At 48.4% G+C, this 18955-nt stretch carries 14 protein-coding genes and 1 tRNA gene; 11 read left to right on the forward strand and 4 right to left on the reverse strand.

Annotated features, from left to right (window positions below; genetic code table 11):
- Window positions 1-6: 6 nt before the first annotated feature.
- Window positions 7-966 (reverse strand): ATP-binding protein, encoded by a 960-nt coding sequence (locus BTV99_RS06380; protein WP_075101535.1) that lies wholly within the window; start codon window positions 964-966, stop codon window positions 7-9.
- Window positions 967-1184: 218 nt separating this feature from the next.
- Between BTV99_RS06380 and BTV99_RS06385 the strand changes: the two genes are divergently transcribed.
- The gene (locus BTV99_RS06385; protein ID WP_075101536.1) at window positions 1185-2180 is read left to right on the forward strand and encodes a serine/threonine-protein kinase; all 996 of its coding nucleotides are present in this window, start codon (window positions 1185-1187) and stop codon (window positions 2178-2180) included.
- 240 nt (window positions 2181-2420) lie between these two features.
- Here the strand turns inward: BTV99_RS06385 and BTV99_RS06390 are convergent.
- The 3 genes from BTV99_RS06390 to BTV99_RS06400 form a co-directional block, all read right to left on the reverse strand.
- A tRNA-Leu gene (locus tag BTV99_RS06390) sits at window positions 2421-2505 on the reverse strand.
- Window positions 2506-2722: 217 nt separating this feature from the next.
- A complete protein-coding gene (locus tag BTV99_RS06395) occupies window positions 2723-4531 on the reverse strand; it encodes a sigma 54-interacting transcriptional regulator (RefSeq protein ID WP_075101537.1) in 1809 nt (602 codons plus the stop codon).
- 66 nt (window positions 4532-4597) lie between these two features.
- Complete coding sequence (locus BTV99_RS06400; protein WP_075101538.1) at window positions 4598-5977, reverse strand: nitrogen regulation protein NR(II); 1380 nt, start codon at window positions 5975-5977, stop codon at window positions 4598-4600.
- Between the two features lie 134 nt (window positions 5978-6111).
- Here BTV99_RS06400 and rimO point away from each other — a divergent pair, with 134 nt between their 5' ends.
- The 10 genes from rimO (at window position 6112) to fabZ (ending at window position 18890) form a co-directional block, all read left to right on the forward strand.
- Window positions 6112-7698, forward strand: a complete 1587-nt coding sequence (gene rimO / locus BTV99_RS06405; protein WP_075101539.1) for a 30S ribosomal protein S12 methylthiotransferase RimO — start codon at window positions 6112-6114, stop codon at window positions 7696-7698.
- 412 nt (window positions 7699-8110) lie between these two features.
- Window positions 8111-8836 (forward strand): UMP kinase, encoded by a 726-nt coding sequence (gene pyrH / locus BTV99_RS06410; protein ID WP_075101540.1) that lies wholly within the window; start codon window positions 8111-8113, stop codon window positions 8834-8836.
- Window positions 8837-8964: 128 nt separating this feature from the next.
- Window positions 8965-9519 carry a ribosome recycling factor gene (gene frr / locus BTV99_RS06415; RefSeq protein ID WP_075101541.1) on the forward strand — a complete coding sequence of 185 codons (555 nt, stop codon included), beginning with the start codon at window positions 8965-8967 and terminating at the stop codon, window positions 9517-9519.
- Window positions 9520-9830: 311 nt separating this feature from the next.
- Window positions 9831-10589, forward strand: a complete 759-nt coding sequence (uppS, locus tag BTV99_RS06420) for a polyprenyl diphosphate synthase (protein WP_075101542.1) — start codon at window positions 9831-9833, stop codon at window positions 10587-10589.
- Between the two features lie 226 nt (window positions 10590-10815).
- The gene (locus BTV99_RS06425) at window positions 10816-11625 is read left to right on the forward strand and encodes a phosphatidate cytidylyltransferase (protein ID WP_075101543.1); all 810 of its coding nucleotides are present in this window, start codon (window positions 10816-10818) and stop codon (window positions 11623-11625) included.
- A gap of 73 nt (window positions 11626-11698) precedes the next feature.
- Window positions 11699-12910 (forward strand): 1-deoxy-D-xylulose-5-phosphate reductoisomerase, encoded by a 1212-nt coding sequence (ispC, locus tag BTV99_RS06430; RefSeq protein WP_075101544.1) that lies wholly within the window; start codon window positions 11699-11701, stop codon window positions 12908-12910.
- 85 nt (window positions 12911-12995) lie between these two features.
- Window positions 12996-14363 carry an RIP metalloprotease RseP gene (gene rseP, locus BTV99_RS06435; protein WP_075101545.1) on the forward strand — a complete coding sequence of 456 codons (1368 nt, stop codon included), beginning with the start codon at window positions 12996-12998 and terminating at the stop codon, window positions 14361-14363.
- A gap of 263 nt (window positions 14364-14626) precedes the next feature.
- On the forward strand, window positions 14627-17062 hold the full coding sequence (gene bamA / locus BTV99_RS06440; protein WP_075101546.1) for an outer membrane protein assembly factor BamA: 2436 nt from the start codon (window positions 14627-14629) through the stop codon (window positions 17060-17062).
- Between the two features lie 172 nt (window positions 17063-17234).
- Window positions 17235-18257: a UDP-3-O-(3-hydroxymyristoyl)glucosamine N-acyltransferase gene (gene lpxD, locus BTV99_RS06445; protein ID WP_075101547.1), complete on the forward strand. Its 1023-nt coding sequence runs from the start codon at window positions 17235-17237 to the stop codon at window positions 18255-18257.
- A 123-nt stretch (window positions 18258-18380) separates the two neighbouring features.
- The gene (fabZ, locus tag BTV99_RS06450) at window positions 18381-18890 is read left to right on the forward strand and encodes a 3-hydroxyacyl-ACP dehydratase FabZ (RefSeq protein ID WP_075101548.1); all 510 of its coding nucleotides are present in this window, start codon (window positions 18381-18383) and stop codon (window positions 18888-18890) included.
- The last annotated feature ends 65 nt before the right edge of the window (window positions 18891-18955 follow it).

Below are 18955 nucleotides of genomic sequence, written 5' to 3' on the forward strand. Positions count from 1 at the left end.
GCGTGTTTAAGATAGATTTTCCTCAGCAGCCAACTGCGCTTGTCCTATCCGGTAGCGGCTAAACTGATAGGCCACTCGCCCCGAACGCCCGCCACGCTCTGATGCCCAGCGTAAGGCAGCGGCTCTGATATTGTCAGGTAGCGCTTTATTTTCTTCTTCATTATTATTACTTTCTTTACCGTCATTATCTAGAGTGCGATTTGGCGAAAGCGATAAGTAATGGCGGACGATGTGTAAGTAAGTATTTTGATCCATGGGATGGAATGACAACCACAAGCCAAAGCGATCAGACAGCGATACTGTCTCGTCGATGGTCTCATAAGGATTGACTTCATCGGTTTGCCCATTATAAATATTGACATTGTCTTTCATCAGCTGCGGCAACAGGTGCCGACGGTTGCTGGTGGCATACACCAGTAGCTTGTCTTGCTCGGAGTCCAGCGCCCCGTCCAACACGCTTTTTAAGGTGCGGTAACTCTCGTCTTGACCGTTAAATGCCAAATCATCACAGTACACGATATAGCGGCAATCGGTGTCCGCTGGTAGGGCGCGGATGGCGGCGCGTATCTTATCAAGCACCCGCAGGTCATCACGGGCAATTTCAATAATACGTAGCCCTTCGCTATGGTAGGCTTGTAGCAACGCTCGAATCAGCGATGATTTCCCTGCGCCGCGAGTCCCTGTCATCAAGACGTGATTGGCCGGATAGCCCTTTAAAAACTGCCGTGTGTTTTGCACCAGTTTTTGTTTTTGCGTATCGATACCATGCAAATCATCCAGACTTAAAAACAAATTGACCGCCAAAGGCTCCAAGCGCCCGCGGTGACCACCGACCCAGCGATAGGCCAGCTGCTGAGGATTGATATCGATCTTTGGTGTGACTTGCTCTTGCAGATACTGCCCCAGTAACTCTAATAGCGGCTCTGGCAGGGCATAATTTGTAACGGATGTGGAAGACTGGGACATAATACTGGGTCGCTTATAACAGGAAAAATATTAACGAAAATAGGTACCGTCCTACTGGTATTTATTTTTCTTGCGTGCTGTGCCTACGCCGGCAGATGCTGTGCAAAATGAATACCAGTAACATATGGCATCAAGTGTGCCAATTTTATGTCGGGTTGGCTATATAAAATGACGATATACAAATACAAAGTAATTCTAAATAAAGGCCTTACTTTAGCATGAAAAACAACGCCAGTAATTCATCGCTAAGACAAGCGAAGACAGCGCCAGTATGGCAGGCTCATGCTCAGCAGATATTGCCTGTACTGACAAAAGAATTGGTAAAATTGCAGTATCGTCAGGTATCGCACTTGCGCATCGGCGTGTACGCAGGCGACTATCAGGGCTTGAGCCGTGCCATGCACTCACAGTTTGGCCTAGTGCTACTAAAATGGCAATTAAGCGAGCATCATTGTCAGCAGAGCGCTCAAGCGGTATCTAGCGGTGTCTTTTATGAGTACGGCGTCATCACCGCGCTGTCTGCTCTAACGCCATACCAGCGCGTGGCACCGCCACTACTGGCGCATCATGAGTTACGCCTGCACATAGCAGCGCCGCCGTCAGCACTCATCGTTGTGGTGATGCCATATTATAAAAACGGCAGTCTATCACAGTATCTAAAGCGGCCGCTGCACGCCCGTCAAAAGCATCAGCTTATCATGCAAGCGGCACAAGTAATCGCGCAGCTGCATCGCGCAGGCTGGCTACATAATGATATTAAACCTAGTAATATTTTGCTAGATGATTTGTCGCCACTTCATTTTTTGTCAAGTCAGGCGGATGATAGCAGTCTCAAGACTGACTTGTTATTAACTGATTTTGCTTTGGCCACTCGTGTGGAAGCGTCAACTATAGGCAATCCTGCAGGTACACCGGCGTATCTGGCTCCTGAGCGCTGGCAAGGACACGGCGCATCGGTGCAGAGCGATATCTATGCGTTTGGGATTATGTTGTATGAGATATTGGTGGGGGTGCGGCCGTTACAGATTGATAAACAAAGTCGTGAGCCGCTCAAGGCAAGGGCAGTCCAGCACTGTCAGCAGCCAATTCCAAGGCTACCGCCAGCATACCGCCATTATCAATCTATTATAGATCAAGCATTGGCAAAGCGGGTAGAGAAAAGGTATCAAAGCATGGCGCAGATACTTTTGGCGTTAAGACGTATATGGGATTAAAGAAGAGGTCGGTGAGGGAAGAGTATTGAGAAATAAAGCGTAGTATAGAGTGGAGAAAACGCTGAGCGCTAAATACTGAAGCTGCTATACTGCGATAATAGCTTCGATGCTTGGCGTTGAGTAGGGGCGTTTTAATTAGCAAGCATAAAAGTTAATTAGTAAGCATAAAAGCTAACAGGCACAAAAAAACCTGCATCAAGGCAGGTTTTAATATTTGGTCTAAGATGTACTATCCGAAAATGGTGGGGCTGGAGAGACTCGAACTCTCACACCTCGCGGCGCCAGAACCTAAATCTGGTGCGTCTACCAATTCCGCCACAGCCCCATTTTCGTTACTCTATCATCAAAAGCATGTGAACTCAAATGCTATCGAAATAGTTAACTGATTCGGTAGTGCGTCTCAGTGGTTGGCTATTATATAGAGTTTAAATTGTTTGGCAACCCCTATTTGCAATTATTTTCGATATTTTAGCAATTATTTTTCATATTTTTCATAAGTTAATGATATAAAAGATTTTTTTATTTTAAGTTTTTTTAACGTTTTAGTGATATTTATTTTGATCTTGTGCTGGTGTGAGGTTTAGTTGCTGCAATTTGCGTGTCAATGTATTGCGCCCCCAGCCTAGCAGGTGGGCAGCCGCTATTTTTTTGCCACCACTATGATTAAGGGCGGCGGTGAGTAGTACGCGTTCAAATTCAGGCATCGCTGTTTGTAGGATGTCGGTTTCGCCGGTCTGTAGCGCCTGCTTTGCCCATACGGCTAGAGCCTGTTGCCAGTCGGTCTGCCTCGTCATAGGTGGATTGGGGCTAATAGCGCCCGAGTCGATCGACCCTTGGGGGTTTATATCGTTCTGCGGCGGGATTTGGGATGAGCGCGCTGCATGAGGTGGCTGTGACTGCTCTGTTATATCCGCTGGCACACTATCGAGCAGCTCTGGTGGTAAGTCCTCTACCATGACCGTGTCACCGGTGGCCATCACGGTCAGCCACAGGCAGACATTTTCGAGCTGACGCACATTACCGCGCCACTCAAACGCCTGCATGACTTGCAGTGCTGCTGGATGCAGATGTTTTTTGGCAGTATTCATCTGCTTGGCGGCGCGCTGCATAAAGTAGCTGGCGAGGGCAGGGATGTCTTCGCGGCGTGTGCGTAGGGGCGGCAGAGGCAAGCGTATGACGTTAAGGCGATAAAACAAATCTTCGCGGAACTTACCTTGTTTGACCAGTGCTTCTAAGTTTTGATGAGTGGCGGCGATGATACGCACATCGACTTTGACAGGCTGCTGGCCACCAACGCGATAAAACTCGCCATTGGCCAATACTCGCAGCAAACGTGTCTGCGTACTAAAGGGCATGTCACCGATTTCATCCAAAAACAGCGTCCCACCAGTGGCCTGCTCAAAACGTCCTTGCCGTGTGGTCGTCGCCCCCGTAAACGCGCCTTTTTCGTGACCAAATAGCTCAGATTCGATTAAATCATGCGGAATCGCTGCCATGTTTAAGGCAATAAAAGGCTGCTGTCGCCGCGGTGAATGCTGATGCAGGGCGCTGGCGACCAGCTCCTTACCAGTGCCTGACTCGCCTGTGATCAACACTGTGATGGGAGAGTGGGCCAAACGGCCAATCGCGCGAAACACCGTTTGCATCGCTTGTGACTGCCCGATGATGCCACTGGGGTTGTCGGTCACGGCGGGTGGTGTCGGGGATGTCTCTTTAGCAGCTGGTTTGATCGGCGCGGTGGTTGGTGAGGTTTTGGATGCTTGGTTTGTATGGCCAGTCGGCTCAGTAGGTTTATTGGGCTCGTTGGGCATCGCATCTGATCTAACAGCGGGTTTTCTAGTGTTTGTTGTCTTAACATCGGTATGGGGCTGATAATGAATGGCTTTATAAATCGTTGTCACCGCGTCATCTAAATCAAAGGGTTTGGGCAGATATTCAAACGCACCAGTCTGATAGCTACTGATGGCAGAGCTTAGATCAGAGTGCGCCGTCATAATGACGATGGGCAGCTGAGGGAAATGCTGATGTACCCAGTCGCTAAAGGACAGACCATCCATCATAGGCATACGAATATCAGTCAATATCACATCAGGGAGCTGGTCTGCTAGTGTTTGCTGCTGCAAGATATCATTTAGGCGTGTCCATGCCGCTTGCGCTTGCGTGAAGCTAATCACAGTGAGCCCTGCATCTTCAAAGGTATCGGCCAATATCAGGCGTAGGGCGGCATCGTCATCGATAAGCCATAACGTAGCAGCGATAGGACTGCTGGGCTTGTCTGTTTGAGCAGGTATTGGCTGATCGCTTGAGAGTTGATGGTCATGTAAAGCGCGGTTGTCATTATACTCAGTCATATCTTGGGCCTAGTGGGCGATAACATCAGAGGGCGTATTGGTTGTCATGAGGTTATCATAGGATTGTTATGAGGTTTTTATAGTAAGGTCTGGCTGGCTAAAGGGCAAATACAGGGCAAACTGTGTTTGGCGTGTGTGATGGATGCTCGATTGGGCGGAGCTGACATCGATCATACCATGATGGCGGCTGATGATATCTTGGACAATAGACAGCCCTAGACCCGTGCCTGCTGCGCGGCTGGTGACCATCGGAAAAAATATCTGGCCGATGAGATCGGCATCTATGCCTGAGCCATTATCGGTGATGGTCACTTGCAAAACTTGTTTGTGCTGCTGGCTGCCGATGGTGTGCTGAAAGACCACTCGTGTTTGTAGATGCAGTATGGGCTGATAGGTAGAATTGCTATCCATTTGCATGGTAGCTTGTGGTGTTTCTTGAGACTCTGAGGCTTTATGCTGTTGTAGCGTTTGTTCAAACTCAGTCATCGACTCACAAGCATTATTAATGAGGTTCAAAAATACTTGAATCAACTGATCCTTATCAGCGCAGAGCTCAGGCAGTGATAAATCATAATCACGCTGTAGCGTCACCTGTGGATATTGGTTGACGATTAGAGACAAGACATGCTCTAGCGGCTCATGAATATTGAGCATTTGCCAATTTGGTAACTGATGGGAGCCAAGAAACTGACCGATAAGCTGAGTCAGACGGTCGGTCTCTGCGATGATGATATCGGTGTAGCTGCGCAGTTTTGCCGCGTTTTTTTGTTTGTCAGGATGGGGGCTGGCAGCGCTTTGCTGAGTGAGAGCTGCCTCAGCAAAAAAACCGCTCTCACTGAACTTGATAAATTGCCGCTGCAACAACTGCGCCGCCCCGCGAATACCGGCCAATGGGTTTTTTATTTCGTGAGCGACCGAGCGTAGCATCTGACGCGCGACGTTATATTGCTGCTGCTGGCGCTGCTCCTCTGAGATACGGCTTTGGCGATCCTTGCCCCACATCTCAATGATAAAACCATGCTGCTGCTCATCAATGACCGGCGTCACGCTATAGTCGATCAGCAGCGCTGTATGATTGTTTAATTGTGTGCTCACAAGATGATCATGATCAATAAATGGCTGTTGATACACTCTGGCTTGCCGAAAGCGCTCGCTCAAGGAGCAAGCGGCATCCTTTGTTTTTTTAGAATTGTGAGTATCGCTATGGGTTTTGAGATGATCTTTGAGGGGGGATTTGAAAGTCGATGTTGAGGTTTTTGGAGTGAGCAGTGCCAAGATAGATTGCCCCAGTAGGCGGCCACTACTGGTCGCCAGCAGTTGCTCTGCTTGAGCATTTAGCCAAGTAATGGTCAGATTTTCATCGACCCACAAGATAGCCGTAAACAAATGCTGAGCCATAAAGGCAAAATTGGGGGCAGGTTTTGTCACTACTACATCAGCTGTCATGAAGTACGCCTAACATAAAAAAGAAATCTACCAATATTTAATCATAAATCAACACTATAGAGCGGCAAAACTGGTGATTATCATAAAAAAAACGTACAATGCGCACAGCCAATTTATCTCAAGCAAGGTCAGCCATGCCCAACACCTCTACCGAGTCGGTAAATACGACGATATCTTCACAGCCAGCTTCTACTGCTCCAAAAAACACAGCCACTATCTTTAATCCTGCTAAGCCTGCGCACACGCAAAAGCAGTCAACGAGTCAGGCAGACGGCACTCAGCCCTATCACCACAAAGCCAATCACAATCAAAACCGCAGTATCGCGCAAAGTGGCGATGCCACAGTAGCCCGTACAGCTGCGAGCGATGCACCAGTTCAAGCCGCGCCAAAGATCGGTTTTGTGTCGCTTGGTTGCCCAAAGGCGCTGGTCGATAGCGAACGGATCATCACAGAGCTTAGCCGCGATGGTTATCAGGTCGCAAGTGACTACGATGGCGCAGATTTGGTGGTGGTTAACACCTGCGGTTTTATTGAGTCAGCGGTACAAGAGTCGCTCGATGCCATCGGAGAAGCCATCAGCAAAAACGGTAAAGTCATCGTTACTGGCTGCTTAGGAAAAGAAGCGGATAAAATCCGTGAGATGCATCCAGCGGTGCTATCGGTCACAGGCGCACATGCTTATGATGAGGTCATTACTGCCGTCTCGCAGCATGTGCCCAAGCCCAAGCGCGACGTAGATAGCCATTACGATCCAAAAATAGATCTGATCAATGAAGCGGGTATTAAGCTGACCCCAAGCCATTATGCTTATCTAAAGATATCAGAAGGCTGTAATCACCGTTGTACCTTTTGCATCATTCCAAGCTTGCGCGGTGACTTAGTCTCGCGTCCGATTGATAATGTCATGAACGAAGCACTGGCGCTCAAAAACGCTGGCGTGAAAGAATTACTAATTATCTCGCAAGACACGTCTGCTTATGGGCTCGATCTGAAGTACAAAACCAGCTTTTGGAATGGCATGCCGCTCAAATCCAAGTTTTATGATTTATGCCAAGCATTAAATGACTTGGGTATCTGGGTGCGCCTGCATTATGTCTATCCGTATCCGCACGTAGATAAAGTCGTCGAGCTGATGGGCGAAAAAAAGCTGCTGCCGTATCTGGATATTCCGTTTCAGCACGCCAGTCACCGCATCCTAAAGGCCATGAAGCGTCCGGCGCATAGCGAAAATACCTTGGCACGTATCAAAGCGTGGCGTGAGATTTGTCCTGATATCGTCATTCGCTCAACCTTCGTCGTTGGCTTCCCTGGCGAGACCGAAGAAGACTTTCAATGTCTGCTCGATTGGCTCGTCGAGGCACGCCTTGATCGCGTCGGTGCCTTTACCTATTCAGAGGTCGAAGGCGCGGTAGCCAATGACTTGCCAGGTCATGTGCCTGAAGAAGTGAAGCAATCTCGCTATGAGCGCTTGATGACGCTACAACAAGAAATCTCAGCACAAAAGCTGCAAGAGAAAGTCGGTAAAACCTTAACGGTATTGGTCGATGAGATCGATAGTGCTGAGGGCATTGCGATTTGTCGGAGTTACGCCGATGCCCCAGAGATCGATGGTCATGTCTATGTCGATGACATCAGCGCGCAAGTCAAGGTTGGTCAGTTTTTGACCGTCACCATTGACGAGGCCAGCGAGTACGACTTATTTGCCAGCTATCAAGGCTAGGGCGTGTCCTCATTTCAAAAATGGCGATAAAAATGAGATAAATCGCCGTCAAACAAGGAAAATAGCGCAGATAATATCGAGATATTAGTCAGCTATTTGACACCGTTTGGCCAGATTTAGCCATTTTTAGCCCATTTAGATGGCTATCGATTGAATTGAGGACATGCCCTAAGCCGTCACAATGATAGATGAGTGAAAATTGCCCAATCGCGGGCAGTTTTTGCTACAATTAGCGCAATTTGGCCTTTTTATCTACTCAGCACTGCATCACGAGTAGGGCGCTGCACGTAATCTAGCAATACGCAGACACTGGCTTGCGTATCAACGCTGGCTGTACGTAAATCAGAAGGCAATCTTCATTTGTATTTTATCGATGACTTTAATTATAATTTAATGCTAACAAGGTGACCTCATGTCTGACAAAAACCCGCGTTACTCTCGTATCTTGCTAAAACTCTCAGGCGAAGCCTTGGCTGGTGGCAAGGACATGGGTATCGATACCGAAGTGCTCGATAAGATGAGCCTATCTATCGCCCACTTGCGCGGCCTTGGTGTGCAAGTTGGTATCGTCGTTGGTGGTGGTAACTTATATCGCGGTGCCCAGCTGCAACAAGAGGGCCTAGTCGGCCGTGTGACCGGCGATCAAATGGGTATGCTTGCGACTGTGATGAACGGTCTGGCCATGCGTGATGCGCTTGAGCGCCGCAATATCAAAACGCGCTTGATGTCAGCCTTACCGATTGGTGAAGTCACTGAAAGCTATAGCAGCCGCAATGCCATTCGCTACCTAAAAAACGGTGAGGTTTGTATCTTTGTCGCCGGTACTGGTAATCCTTTCTTTACCACCGACACAGCAGCATGTCTGCGCGGTATCGAGGTCGAAGCAGGCTTGATATTAAAAGCCACCAAAGTGGATGGCGTCTATGACAAAGACCCAAGTTTGCATGCCGATGCCAAAAAATACGATGGTTTGACTTTTGATGAAGTCTTAGAGCAAAAACTTGGCGTTATGGACTTAACCGCTATCGCCTTGTGCCGTGAGCACAATGTACCGCTACAAGTGTTTGATATGACCAAGCCCAACGCCTTATTAAATGTGGTCATGGGCGAGAACGAAGGCACGCGCGTCTATCATTAATATTAATGGGCATAATATTGCCCAATATACGCGGTCAAGCGCTCTGCTACGAGCGATGAATTGCCGAAAAATAACTATCTATTAACAACCATGAATGATTTATCGACAGCGATAAATAAGGATGCACAATGATTAAAGAGATTAAGCAAGACGGCGAAGCCCGTATGCAAAAAACCTTAGAAGCGCTTGAAAACACCTTTAGTAAGGTACGTACAGGCCGCGCCCATCCAGGCATGCTATCTGGCGTGATGGTCAGCTACTACGGCGCCGACACACCGCTCAACCAAGTGGCCAGTGTCAACGTCGAAGACTCGCGCACATTGCTTGTACAGCCTTTTGACCGTACGATGGTACAGGCCGTGGACAAGGCCATTCGCGAAGCGGATTTGGGATTGAACCCGATGACCGCTGATGTGATTCGTGTGCCGATGCCAGCGCTGACAGAAGAGACCCGCCGCGATATGCAAAAGCTGGCGCGCGGTGAAGCAGAAAACAGCCGCGTCTCGATTCGTAATATCCGCCGTGATATGATGAATGACATAAAAGATCTGGCAAAAGAAAAAGAGATCTCAGAAGATGACGAGCGCCGCGCTAGTGATGATATTCAAAAAATCACTGACAAATACATCGAGACCATCGACAGCCGTTTGAGCAAAAAAGAAAGCGAGCTGATGGAAGTATAACGATTGATGGCAGAGCGCGACTGGGGTGCTGTTTTTAAATGCAGGTTGCGCCGTATCGAACGATAGCAGCACGCAAGTAACGTTTATACCAGTCGCGCAGCCCTATCTATAAAAGTTTTATTTCCAATGGACTATATGTCGTTTAGCAGCCACTGCGATTGGCTGCTTATTATTGTGTCGTCAATCATAAAGCCGTAGCAGACCGCTTTATGATAAGTTTGTGAATAACCACCACATCTTATCTTTTTGGCTTTTTTGCCGTCATGACACGCGTTATTATTAAACCATCTCAACAATAAGCAAGCTAGCCTATGTCTACTTCAGCCGCCTTGGCTCCTGCTCTTCTACCCCGTCATATCGCCATCATCATGGATGGCAACAACCGCTATGGCAAAGCCAATCATCTACCCAAAGGCCATGGACATATGGCAGGCAAAGATGCGCTAGACCCTATTGTCGAATACTGTGTTGATACTGGTATCGAGGTTTTGACGGTATTTGCTTTTTCTAGCGAAAACTGGCAACGTCCGCCGAGTGAAGTGGCGCTGCTCATGCAGCTTTTAACCTCGACCATTCATGAGCAAATGCCGCGGATGGACAAATACCGTATTCGCTTACGGTTTATCGGAGATCGCAGTCCGCTCAGTGCAGAGTTACAAGCATTGATGGCCGATGCAGAAGAAAAAACCGCGCATTTTGATGCCATGACATTGGTCATTGCCATCAGCTATGGTGGACAGTGGGATATTGCCCATGCTGCCAAACAGTTGGCCAAACAGGTGCAGATAGGGGAGCTGTGTGCTGATGATATCGATAAAGACTTGCTTGGCCGCCATGTCCAGTTAGCAGACACCCCAGCGGTCGATATGCTGATACGGACGGGCGGTGAGTACCGATTATCGAACTTTTTATTGTGGCAGTCCGCTTATGCCGAGTTGTTTTTTACCAAAACCCTATGGCCTGAGTTTAGCGCAGCAGAGCTGGCATCGATGGTTGCAGAGTTTGCCCAGCGCCAACGCCGTTTTGGTAAAACCAGCGAGCAAGTCGCTTGCGCGCAGCAATTACCCTAAACGACCCTAACGTCTTATCTGATACTTGCTTGCTGCTTGTCTTTTTTGTGCCTTAAAAGCCTGCTACGCTTTTAATAGTGATTATTCACAGTGGTTAAGGCTGCGTGCTTATGAAATAATGAACCGCTTTTGTTGCAGTCAGTAGCAATGAGTGGGCTATTGTAGATTAGCTGCTATAATGCATTTTTTGACCATACGTTTTTCATTATTATAAGGCTCAATGAGTATGTGGCAACGGATTAAAACGGCAATTGTTCTCGTTATTATCGTTGGTATTGCAATGTTTGCGAGCCAAACACCGATTTTGTTTGCGCCGCTGTTGGCGATAGGGGTAATCATCGCCGCTCATGAATGGACCAAGCTGATGCCCAAATGGCGTCAGCCAGCGTTATTTGTGCTTTTGGTTTTGGCGCTGACCGTGGTGTCACTGCTGTTTAAAGTGACGTGGCTGTTTTGGTGGGCCGCATCGCTCGCCATATGGCTGATGGCGCTGTCTTGGGTTCGGGTCTTTCCGACGACGACCAATTGGTATGGCAAAAAGCTGGGCTTGATGGGTGCGGTGATATTAACCGCCGCCATCACAGCTATGTTTTATCTGTGGCAGCTATCGGCTTGGTGGCTGCTGTATGTGTTTTTATTGGTGTGGTGCGCGGATAGTGGGGCATATTTTGTCGGGCGCAAGCTTGGTCGCCGCAAAATGGCACCAAACGTTTCACCCAATAAAAGCATGGAAGGATTGGCCGGCGGCATTGTCACAGGGTTGCTCGTCGTCGTGGCCATCAGCGTCTTTAAGCTACAGCTGACAGGGGTGCCGCTGATCGCCTTTGCCGCACTATCTGTACTGACGATATTGGCTTCGGTACTCGGCGATTTGTTTGAGTCAATGCTCAAACGCCGTGCTGGTGTCAAAGACTCAGGGACAATCTTGCCAGGGCATGGCGGCATCCTTGATCGTATTGATTCCTTATTGTCTGCCACGCCGATATTTGCGCTCGGCTTTTGGGCGCTGCAATACTTTGGTTTGATGGTGGTATAAAAGTGTCTTGCTTGGATTTATCCAGTTAGGCTTTATTTTTATTTTTTTGTATTATTGATAGGCAACGATGGTTATGATGCAACGTATCGCCGTATTAGGCGCAACTGGCTCGATTGGCGATAGTACGTTGGCGATTTTGGCGGCCCATCCGCAGCAGTACCAAGTCTATGCCTTGTCGGGATACCATCGTTTGGACAAACTGTTTGCGCTGTGTCAGCAGTTTGTGCCAAAGCGCGTCAACGTACCGGCAGCCGCAGTCGATGATTTTGCTCAGCGTCTGAGCGCAGCGAAGCTTGATATCGAGGTCGTCGGGGGCGCAGCAGGGCTTATAGATATCGCCACCGATAGCCAAACCGATACGGTCGTTGCTGCCATTGTTGGTGCAGCAGGGCTGCCTTCTACATTGGCCGCCGCGCGCGCAGGCAAGCGTATCTTGCTTGCTAATAAAGAAGCGCTGGTGATGGCAGGACAGGTAATGATCGATGCGGTAAAAACGCACCATGCTACCTTGTTACCTTTAGATTCAGAGCACAACGCAATTTTTCAGTGCTTGCCGGTAGATATCCAACAAGACAGCCGCCAGATTCACCAGCCAAAGCACGGGGTGCGTAAGCTGTGGCTGACTGCCTCTGGTGGGCCATTTTTGCAGCAGTCATTTGCGCAGATGCAGCAAGCTGGTGTCGCTGAAGCTGTCAAACATCCCAATTGGTCGATGGGGCAAAAAATATCGGTCGACTCGGCAACGATGATGAACAAAGGGCTTGAGCTGATAGAAGCCTGTCATTTGTTTGATTTGAGTGAGGATAAAATAAATGTGGTGATTCATCCACAAAGCATCATTCACTCAATGGTAGAATATAGCGACGGTAGCTTTTTGGCGCAGCTGGGCAGCCCAGATATGAAGACGCCCATTGCTCATGCACTCAGCTATCCTGCGCGTATTGATAGCGGCTCGCAGCCTTTGGACTTGTATGCGCTAAGCGGCCTAGAATTTATCGAGCCTGATTTACAAAAGTTTGCCTGTTTGCGTTTGGCGAGACAAGCCATGCAAGCGGGTACGCAGGCGACCATCGTACTCAATGCCGCCAATGAGATTGCCGTGGCCGCGTTTTTGGCAGGACAAATTCGTTTGACAGATATTGCTGATATCAATGAACAGGCACTCAGTGAGATACAAGTACCGCTGTTAGCGGCGTCGGCGGATATAGAAGATATATTGTCGATTGACCAGCTAGCGCGTCGGCATACTGAGGCATTGGTGGCCAAGGTGGCAAAATCCATATAAGCGGCGCAGACGCTATAAGAATAGAAGTCCTGCAAATCAGCCTTGTACGAGAGAACTTGCTAAAAAACCATATTGAGAAGACATCATGACGTTTTTATTGACGCTCCTTGCGGCCATTTTTGTCTTAGGTCCGCTCATTGCCCTGCATGAATGGGGGCACTATATCGTGGCGCGCCTGTGCGGTGTTAAGGTGCTGACATACTCTATTGGTTTTGGCCCCAAAGTCGCAGGCTGGACCAGCAAAAAAAGCGGTATTGATTATCGGATTTCGGCGCTGCCACTGGGCGGCTATGTCAAAATGCTCGATGAGCGAGAAGGCGAGGTGGCAGCCGATGAGCAGCATTTGTCATTTAACCGTCAGCATCCGCTAAAAAAAATCGCTATCGTCGCAGCAGGCCCTATCATGAACTTTGTCATTGCGATTGGCTTGTTTTGGGTGCTGTTTATGACCCCATCTGAGCAGTTGGCGACAAAGATTGGGCAAGTGTTGCCTGATACGCCAGCGGCCACCGCTCAGCTGCCCGTTGGCGATAGAATCGTCGCCATCGATGGTCATGAGGTGCAGACGTGGGAAGGGATTAATTACCGTCTTGCTGGACGCATGGGCGAGACGGACAATATAAGTGTCACGCTACAAGCTGATGACAACGCCGCCAAGACCTACTACGCGCCTGTGGATGAGTTTATGCAGGGCGATGACCATGGAAAAGATGCGCTGAGCAGCTTTGGTATGCTGCCATGGCAACCGACGATCGCCCCTATCGTCGGTGAGCTGACGCCCGATGGTGCCGCCAATCGTCAAGGCCTCAAGGTCGGTGACCGCATCACTGCGATTAATGATGTCGCCATCGCAGACTGGATCAGTGCCACGCGCATCATTCGCGATAATCCTGAGACTTTACTCAATTTTACCGTCTTAAGAGAGGGTAAGTCTGTACAATTGGCCATCATGCCGCAGGGCAAAAAAGACAATTTGGATAACGACTTTGGGCAAATTGGTGCTATGGTGGCACAGTCTGAGATTGTCATTCCTGATGATTATAAAACCACAGTGGTCTATGGTCCAGGCGAGTCACTGGTCAAGTCGTTTGAAAAAACCGAACAGCTGGCGGTGATGACGGTCAGCTCGATGGGCAAAATGCTCTCAGGTATGATTGGTCTCGATAATTTATCAGGCCCGATTACCATTGCCAAAGTCGCCAAACAAAGCTTCGATATTAGCTGGCAGATGGTATTGTCTACCGCCGCGCTGATTAGTCTAAGTCTGGCAGTGCTCAACCTTTTGCCCATTCCTGTATTGGATGGAGGGCATATCGTCTATCATCTCATAGAGCTGATTCGCGGTAAGCCGCTCTCAGAAGGCGTACAAATGGCTGGACTTAATATCGGTTTACTCTTGCTGGCAGGTTTCATGGTGTTAGCAATTGGTAATGATATCAGCCGATTGTTTTGATGGTTTGCCCAAGCGTTTGGGTGATAAGGCAAGATGCACTAATGGTTTTATGCGTATCGGGCAGCGATTGCGGGTGTGACGGCAGAGCAGCTTTGTGCCGCCGTCTCTGTACTAATCGTAATTTTTAGTTTATTTTATGATGCGTTTTATATAAAGTGTTCTGAGTCTTGTCCGCCAAAGCATGCGACTTTGTGATAAATGGACAAGACAACATGTGCTTTTTAACTTAACTTAAGCAATTTTTTTATTGACGGATAGTGTTTATGCGTACGCCTTTATTTATGAGCGCGGCAGGGTTGCCGTTAGTGGTAGCGATGATGAGTATGCCGGTACAGGCTGCAGAATTTGTAGTGACTGACATCGGTTTTAATGGCTTACAACGTCTAACCCCCGATAGCCTCTATCCGGTTCTACCTATCACGGTAGGAGATACGGTAAATGACAGCAGCTTGGCGGCCAGTATTAAGGCGCTATATGCGACCGAAAACTTCGCGGACATTCAAAGCCGTGTCGAAGGCGGTCAGTTACGCTTTGATGTCGTTGAGCGTCCTACCATCGCCGAAGTCAACTTTGAGGGCAATAAGCTCATCCCAAAAGAAGGACTAGAGCAAGGACTGAGCAACGCAGGTTTGTCTGTCGGTGATGTACTCAAGCAAGCGACGTTACAAGGCGTCGCCAACGAGCTGCAGCAGCAGTATATCAGCCAAGGCTACTACAACAGTAATATCGAAGTCGACCAAACGCTACTCGATGGCAATCGTGTCAAGCTCGATGTACGCTTTATCGAAGGCAAGCCTGCCAAAGTCGTCGATATCAATATCATCGGTAACAAGCACTTCAGCGATGATGAGATCAAAGATGTTTTTGCTGTAAAAGAATCTTCTTGGACACGCCTGTTATCTAAATCTGATCGCTATGCCAAAGAAAAGCTGGCGGCCAGTTTGGAAAACTTAAAAGCCTTATACCAAAATGACGGTTACGTGCGTTTTGCCGTCGACAATGCGGTACTTAACATCAGCGAAGATAAGCGCAGTGTGTTTATCGAAGTTAGCCTAAGCGAAGGCGAACAGTACCAGTTTGGTGAGGTCAATTTTTTAGGTAAGCCGACGTTTGAGACGACTGAGCTACAAGAGCTGGTTACCTTTGCTCCAAACGAAAAATACTCGCAAGCCAAACTCGATGAAACCACCGCCGAGCTCAAGCGCCGTTATGGCAACGAAGGCTATTATCTGGCCCAAGTCAGACCAGTACCACGTATCAATGACGATACTAAAATGGTCGATGTGGATTACTTTATCGACCCTGCCCGTCCTATCTACGTGCGCCGTATCAACTTTACGGGCAATATCAAAACCCAAGACGAAGTATTGCGCCGTGAGATGCGCCAACTAGAAGGCGCGCTTGCCTCTAGCGAAAAAATCCAATTGTCACGCACGCGTCTGATGCGCACAGGGTTTTTTAAAGCTGTCAATGTCGATGTCAAACCAGTGCCCAACCAGCCAGACCAAGTAGACGTACATTACACGGTAGAAGAGCAGCCTTCAGGTAGCTCGACCATTGCCGCTGGTTACTCACAAAGTGGTGGTGTGACCTTCCAGCTGGATTTGACCCAAAACAACTTTATGGGTACAGGTAACCGAGTCAAAGCCGCGTTGTCTCGCTCAGAGACCCGCGACTCGTATAGTTTGGGCTATACTGATCCGTACTTTACCGAAAACGGTGTCTCTCAAGGTTTGAGCGCGTATTATCGTGAGACCAAGTACGATGACAGAAACGTCAGTAACTATGTGACTGACTCCTATGGTGCCACGCTCAACTACAGCTACCCTGTCGATGAAACCAAACGCGTCAGTGCAGGTCTTAATGTGGATAATACCTCAGTACGGGGTGGCCGCTTCTTAGGGGTTTCAAACGTCCAGCAGTTAATCGATGATGGTGGATCTTTTGAGCAGTTCACCTTTATTGATGAAGAAGGTAAAGAGCAGCTTTCAGGTCGTACTGGCTTTAAAAACGACTATCAGACCTATAATCTACTATTCGGCTGGGACTATAGCACCCTAGATCGTCCTGTATTCCCAACCAAAGGTATGAGCCATACCGTCGATGCGACCATCGGCCTTGGTGATGCCAGCTATCAAAAACTTGTGTACCGCGGCAATATTTATTATCCAATTTATAAGGATTGGATAGCACGTGGTTATACCAAGCTTGGCTATGGTAATGATTTACCGTTTTATGAAAACTTCTACGCTGGTGGTTATGGCTCTGTTCGTGGTTATGAAGCCTCAACACTTGGACCAAAGTCACAGACGTATTATGATGCCATCAATGATGAGGTTCGTTATAAAGACGAAGAAATCGGTGGTAACGCGCTGGCCAGCTTTGGGGCTGAGCTGGTATTGCCCATGCCATTTAAAGGTGACTGGGCTGACCAAGTACGTCCTGTATTATTTGCAGAGGGCGGGCAAGTCTTTGATACCACCGATAAAGAAGACCGTACTTTCGTAAACCCTGATACGGGTGCTGATACTGGCGTGCCATTATTGACTCAAGACAATGACTTGCGCTTTAGTGCTGGTGCTGGTATCACTTGGTATACGCCAATTGGCCCTATCTCCTTGAGTTATGCGATGCCTATCGGTGACAAAGAAGGTGATGAGACCGAAAAAGTACAGTTCCAGATTGGTAATACGTTCTAACGTAGCGGCCATCTGAAGCGCTTTGGCTTTTTGATCTTATTTATACGGCACAATAACTTGTGTGGTATAAATAGATGGTACTAGATAAATTGGTCATCAAGCTGATATAGCAGCTTGATGACTGTCTTATTTATAATACGACTTTTATTCTTACTTCATACTAATAATAACTATGATAACGATTGAGCAACTTATCACCCAAATTGAGCAGCGCCAGCCTGTTATAAATAAAGCAGAGCTGAGCGCCGAGCAGTTATGCCAACAGCTTGGCGGTATCGGTAGTCTGACGACAGCCAATGACACGCAGCTGAGTTTTTTGGCCGATCCTCGTTACCTCTCCAGTTTGGCAGACAGTCAGGCAGGGGCTGTGTTAGTCACAGCAGACCATCGCCAGCAAGTACCCGCATCAACCTTGGCGTTGGTGGTCGCAAATCCATACTTGGCTTACGCCAGCGCCAGTCAGTTATTTGCTTATCAGTCAGCCTCGAGTCGTATTCATCCGAGTGCGGTGATTGCCGATAGTGCCATCATCGGCGAGCAGGTGAGCATAGGGGCGTTTTGTGTGATAGGCGAGCAGGTGCAGCTGGGGGCGCGAACAGCGCTGGCCGCCCATGTGACGATTGAGGCAGGTACGAGGGTAGGCAGCGATTGTGTTATCAAATCACAGGTGGTCATCGGTCATGACTGTACCATCGGCGACCATGTCAGAGTACATGCTGGTACAAGTATTGGCTCGGAAGGTTTTGGCTTTGCCCCGACCAACGACCCAAGCACGACCGGGTGGGAGCGTATTGCACAGTTAGGCCGAGTCATCATCGGTGATCATGTCCGTATTGGCAGTCAGACTTGTATCGACCGCGGTGCTATCGATGATACCGTCATCGGTAATCATGTGATTATCGATAATCTGGTGCAAGTGGCGCACAACGTGCATATCGGTGATGGGACGGCCATCGCCGCGCACACCGGTATCGCTGGGAGTACGCATATCGGTAAACGCTGTATCATTGGTGGCGCGGTCGGTATCACTGGCCACATCGAGATTGCTGATGATGTTACGTTATCGGGTATGACGATGGTGACCAAATCCATCAAACAAGCAGGCTCTTACTCTTCAGGTACCGCGGCCATGCCAACTGCCAATTGGCGACGCGCTGCAGTTAGGTTTCGCCAGCTTGGTCGCGATGAGCGCTGATTTGACTGACCACAGGATATCATTCTCTTTTACAACCTTTAGTAGTTAACCATATAATATCCAATATTTTAACCCTTAACCTTTTAATCCTTTTATACTTAGCAATGAGCAAGGACGCGGCATATGAGCAGCAACGACATAGATATTTTAAATGATACCGATATGAAAAGCTTGGCTGAGCAAGGCCTGACTTTACCTCTGACTTATCATACGCTAAAGCACTACTTACCGCATCGCTATCCTTTTATGTTGGTCGATAAAGTGATCGACTGTATCCCTGGTGAATGCATCACTGGGGTCAAAAACGTCACCATTAATGAAGAGTTTTTTAATGGGCATTTCCCCAATGAGCCTATCATGCCAGGCGTGCTGATGGTCGAGTGTATGGCACAAGTGTCAGGGGTGCTTGGGTTTATCAGTGCAGGATTGACTGCCGAAGACGGCTATCTGTATTTGTTTGCTGGGGTGGACAAGGTTCGTTTTAAGCGCCGCGTTATCCCTGGTGATCAGCTGATTATTCGGGCAAAAACTGTGATGCAAAAACGCGGTATTTATAAGTTTGACTGTACCGTCCATGTCGAAGACGAGCTGGCGGCAAGTGCACAGGTGATGATTGCTCGTCAAGAGCAATAAAATTGGCTGATAACTTTTAGGCTCATCAGTATCTAAAGAGTTATGTCAAAACAGACAAGAAGAAT

The organism is Psychrobacter sp. Rd 27.2, from assembly GCF_001921755.1.
GTDB lineage: Bacteria > Pseudomonadota > Gammaproteobacteria > Pseudomonadales > Moraxellaceae > Psychrobacter > Psychrobacter celer.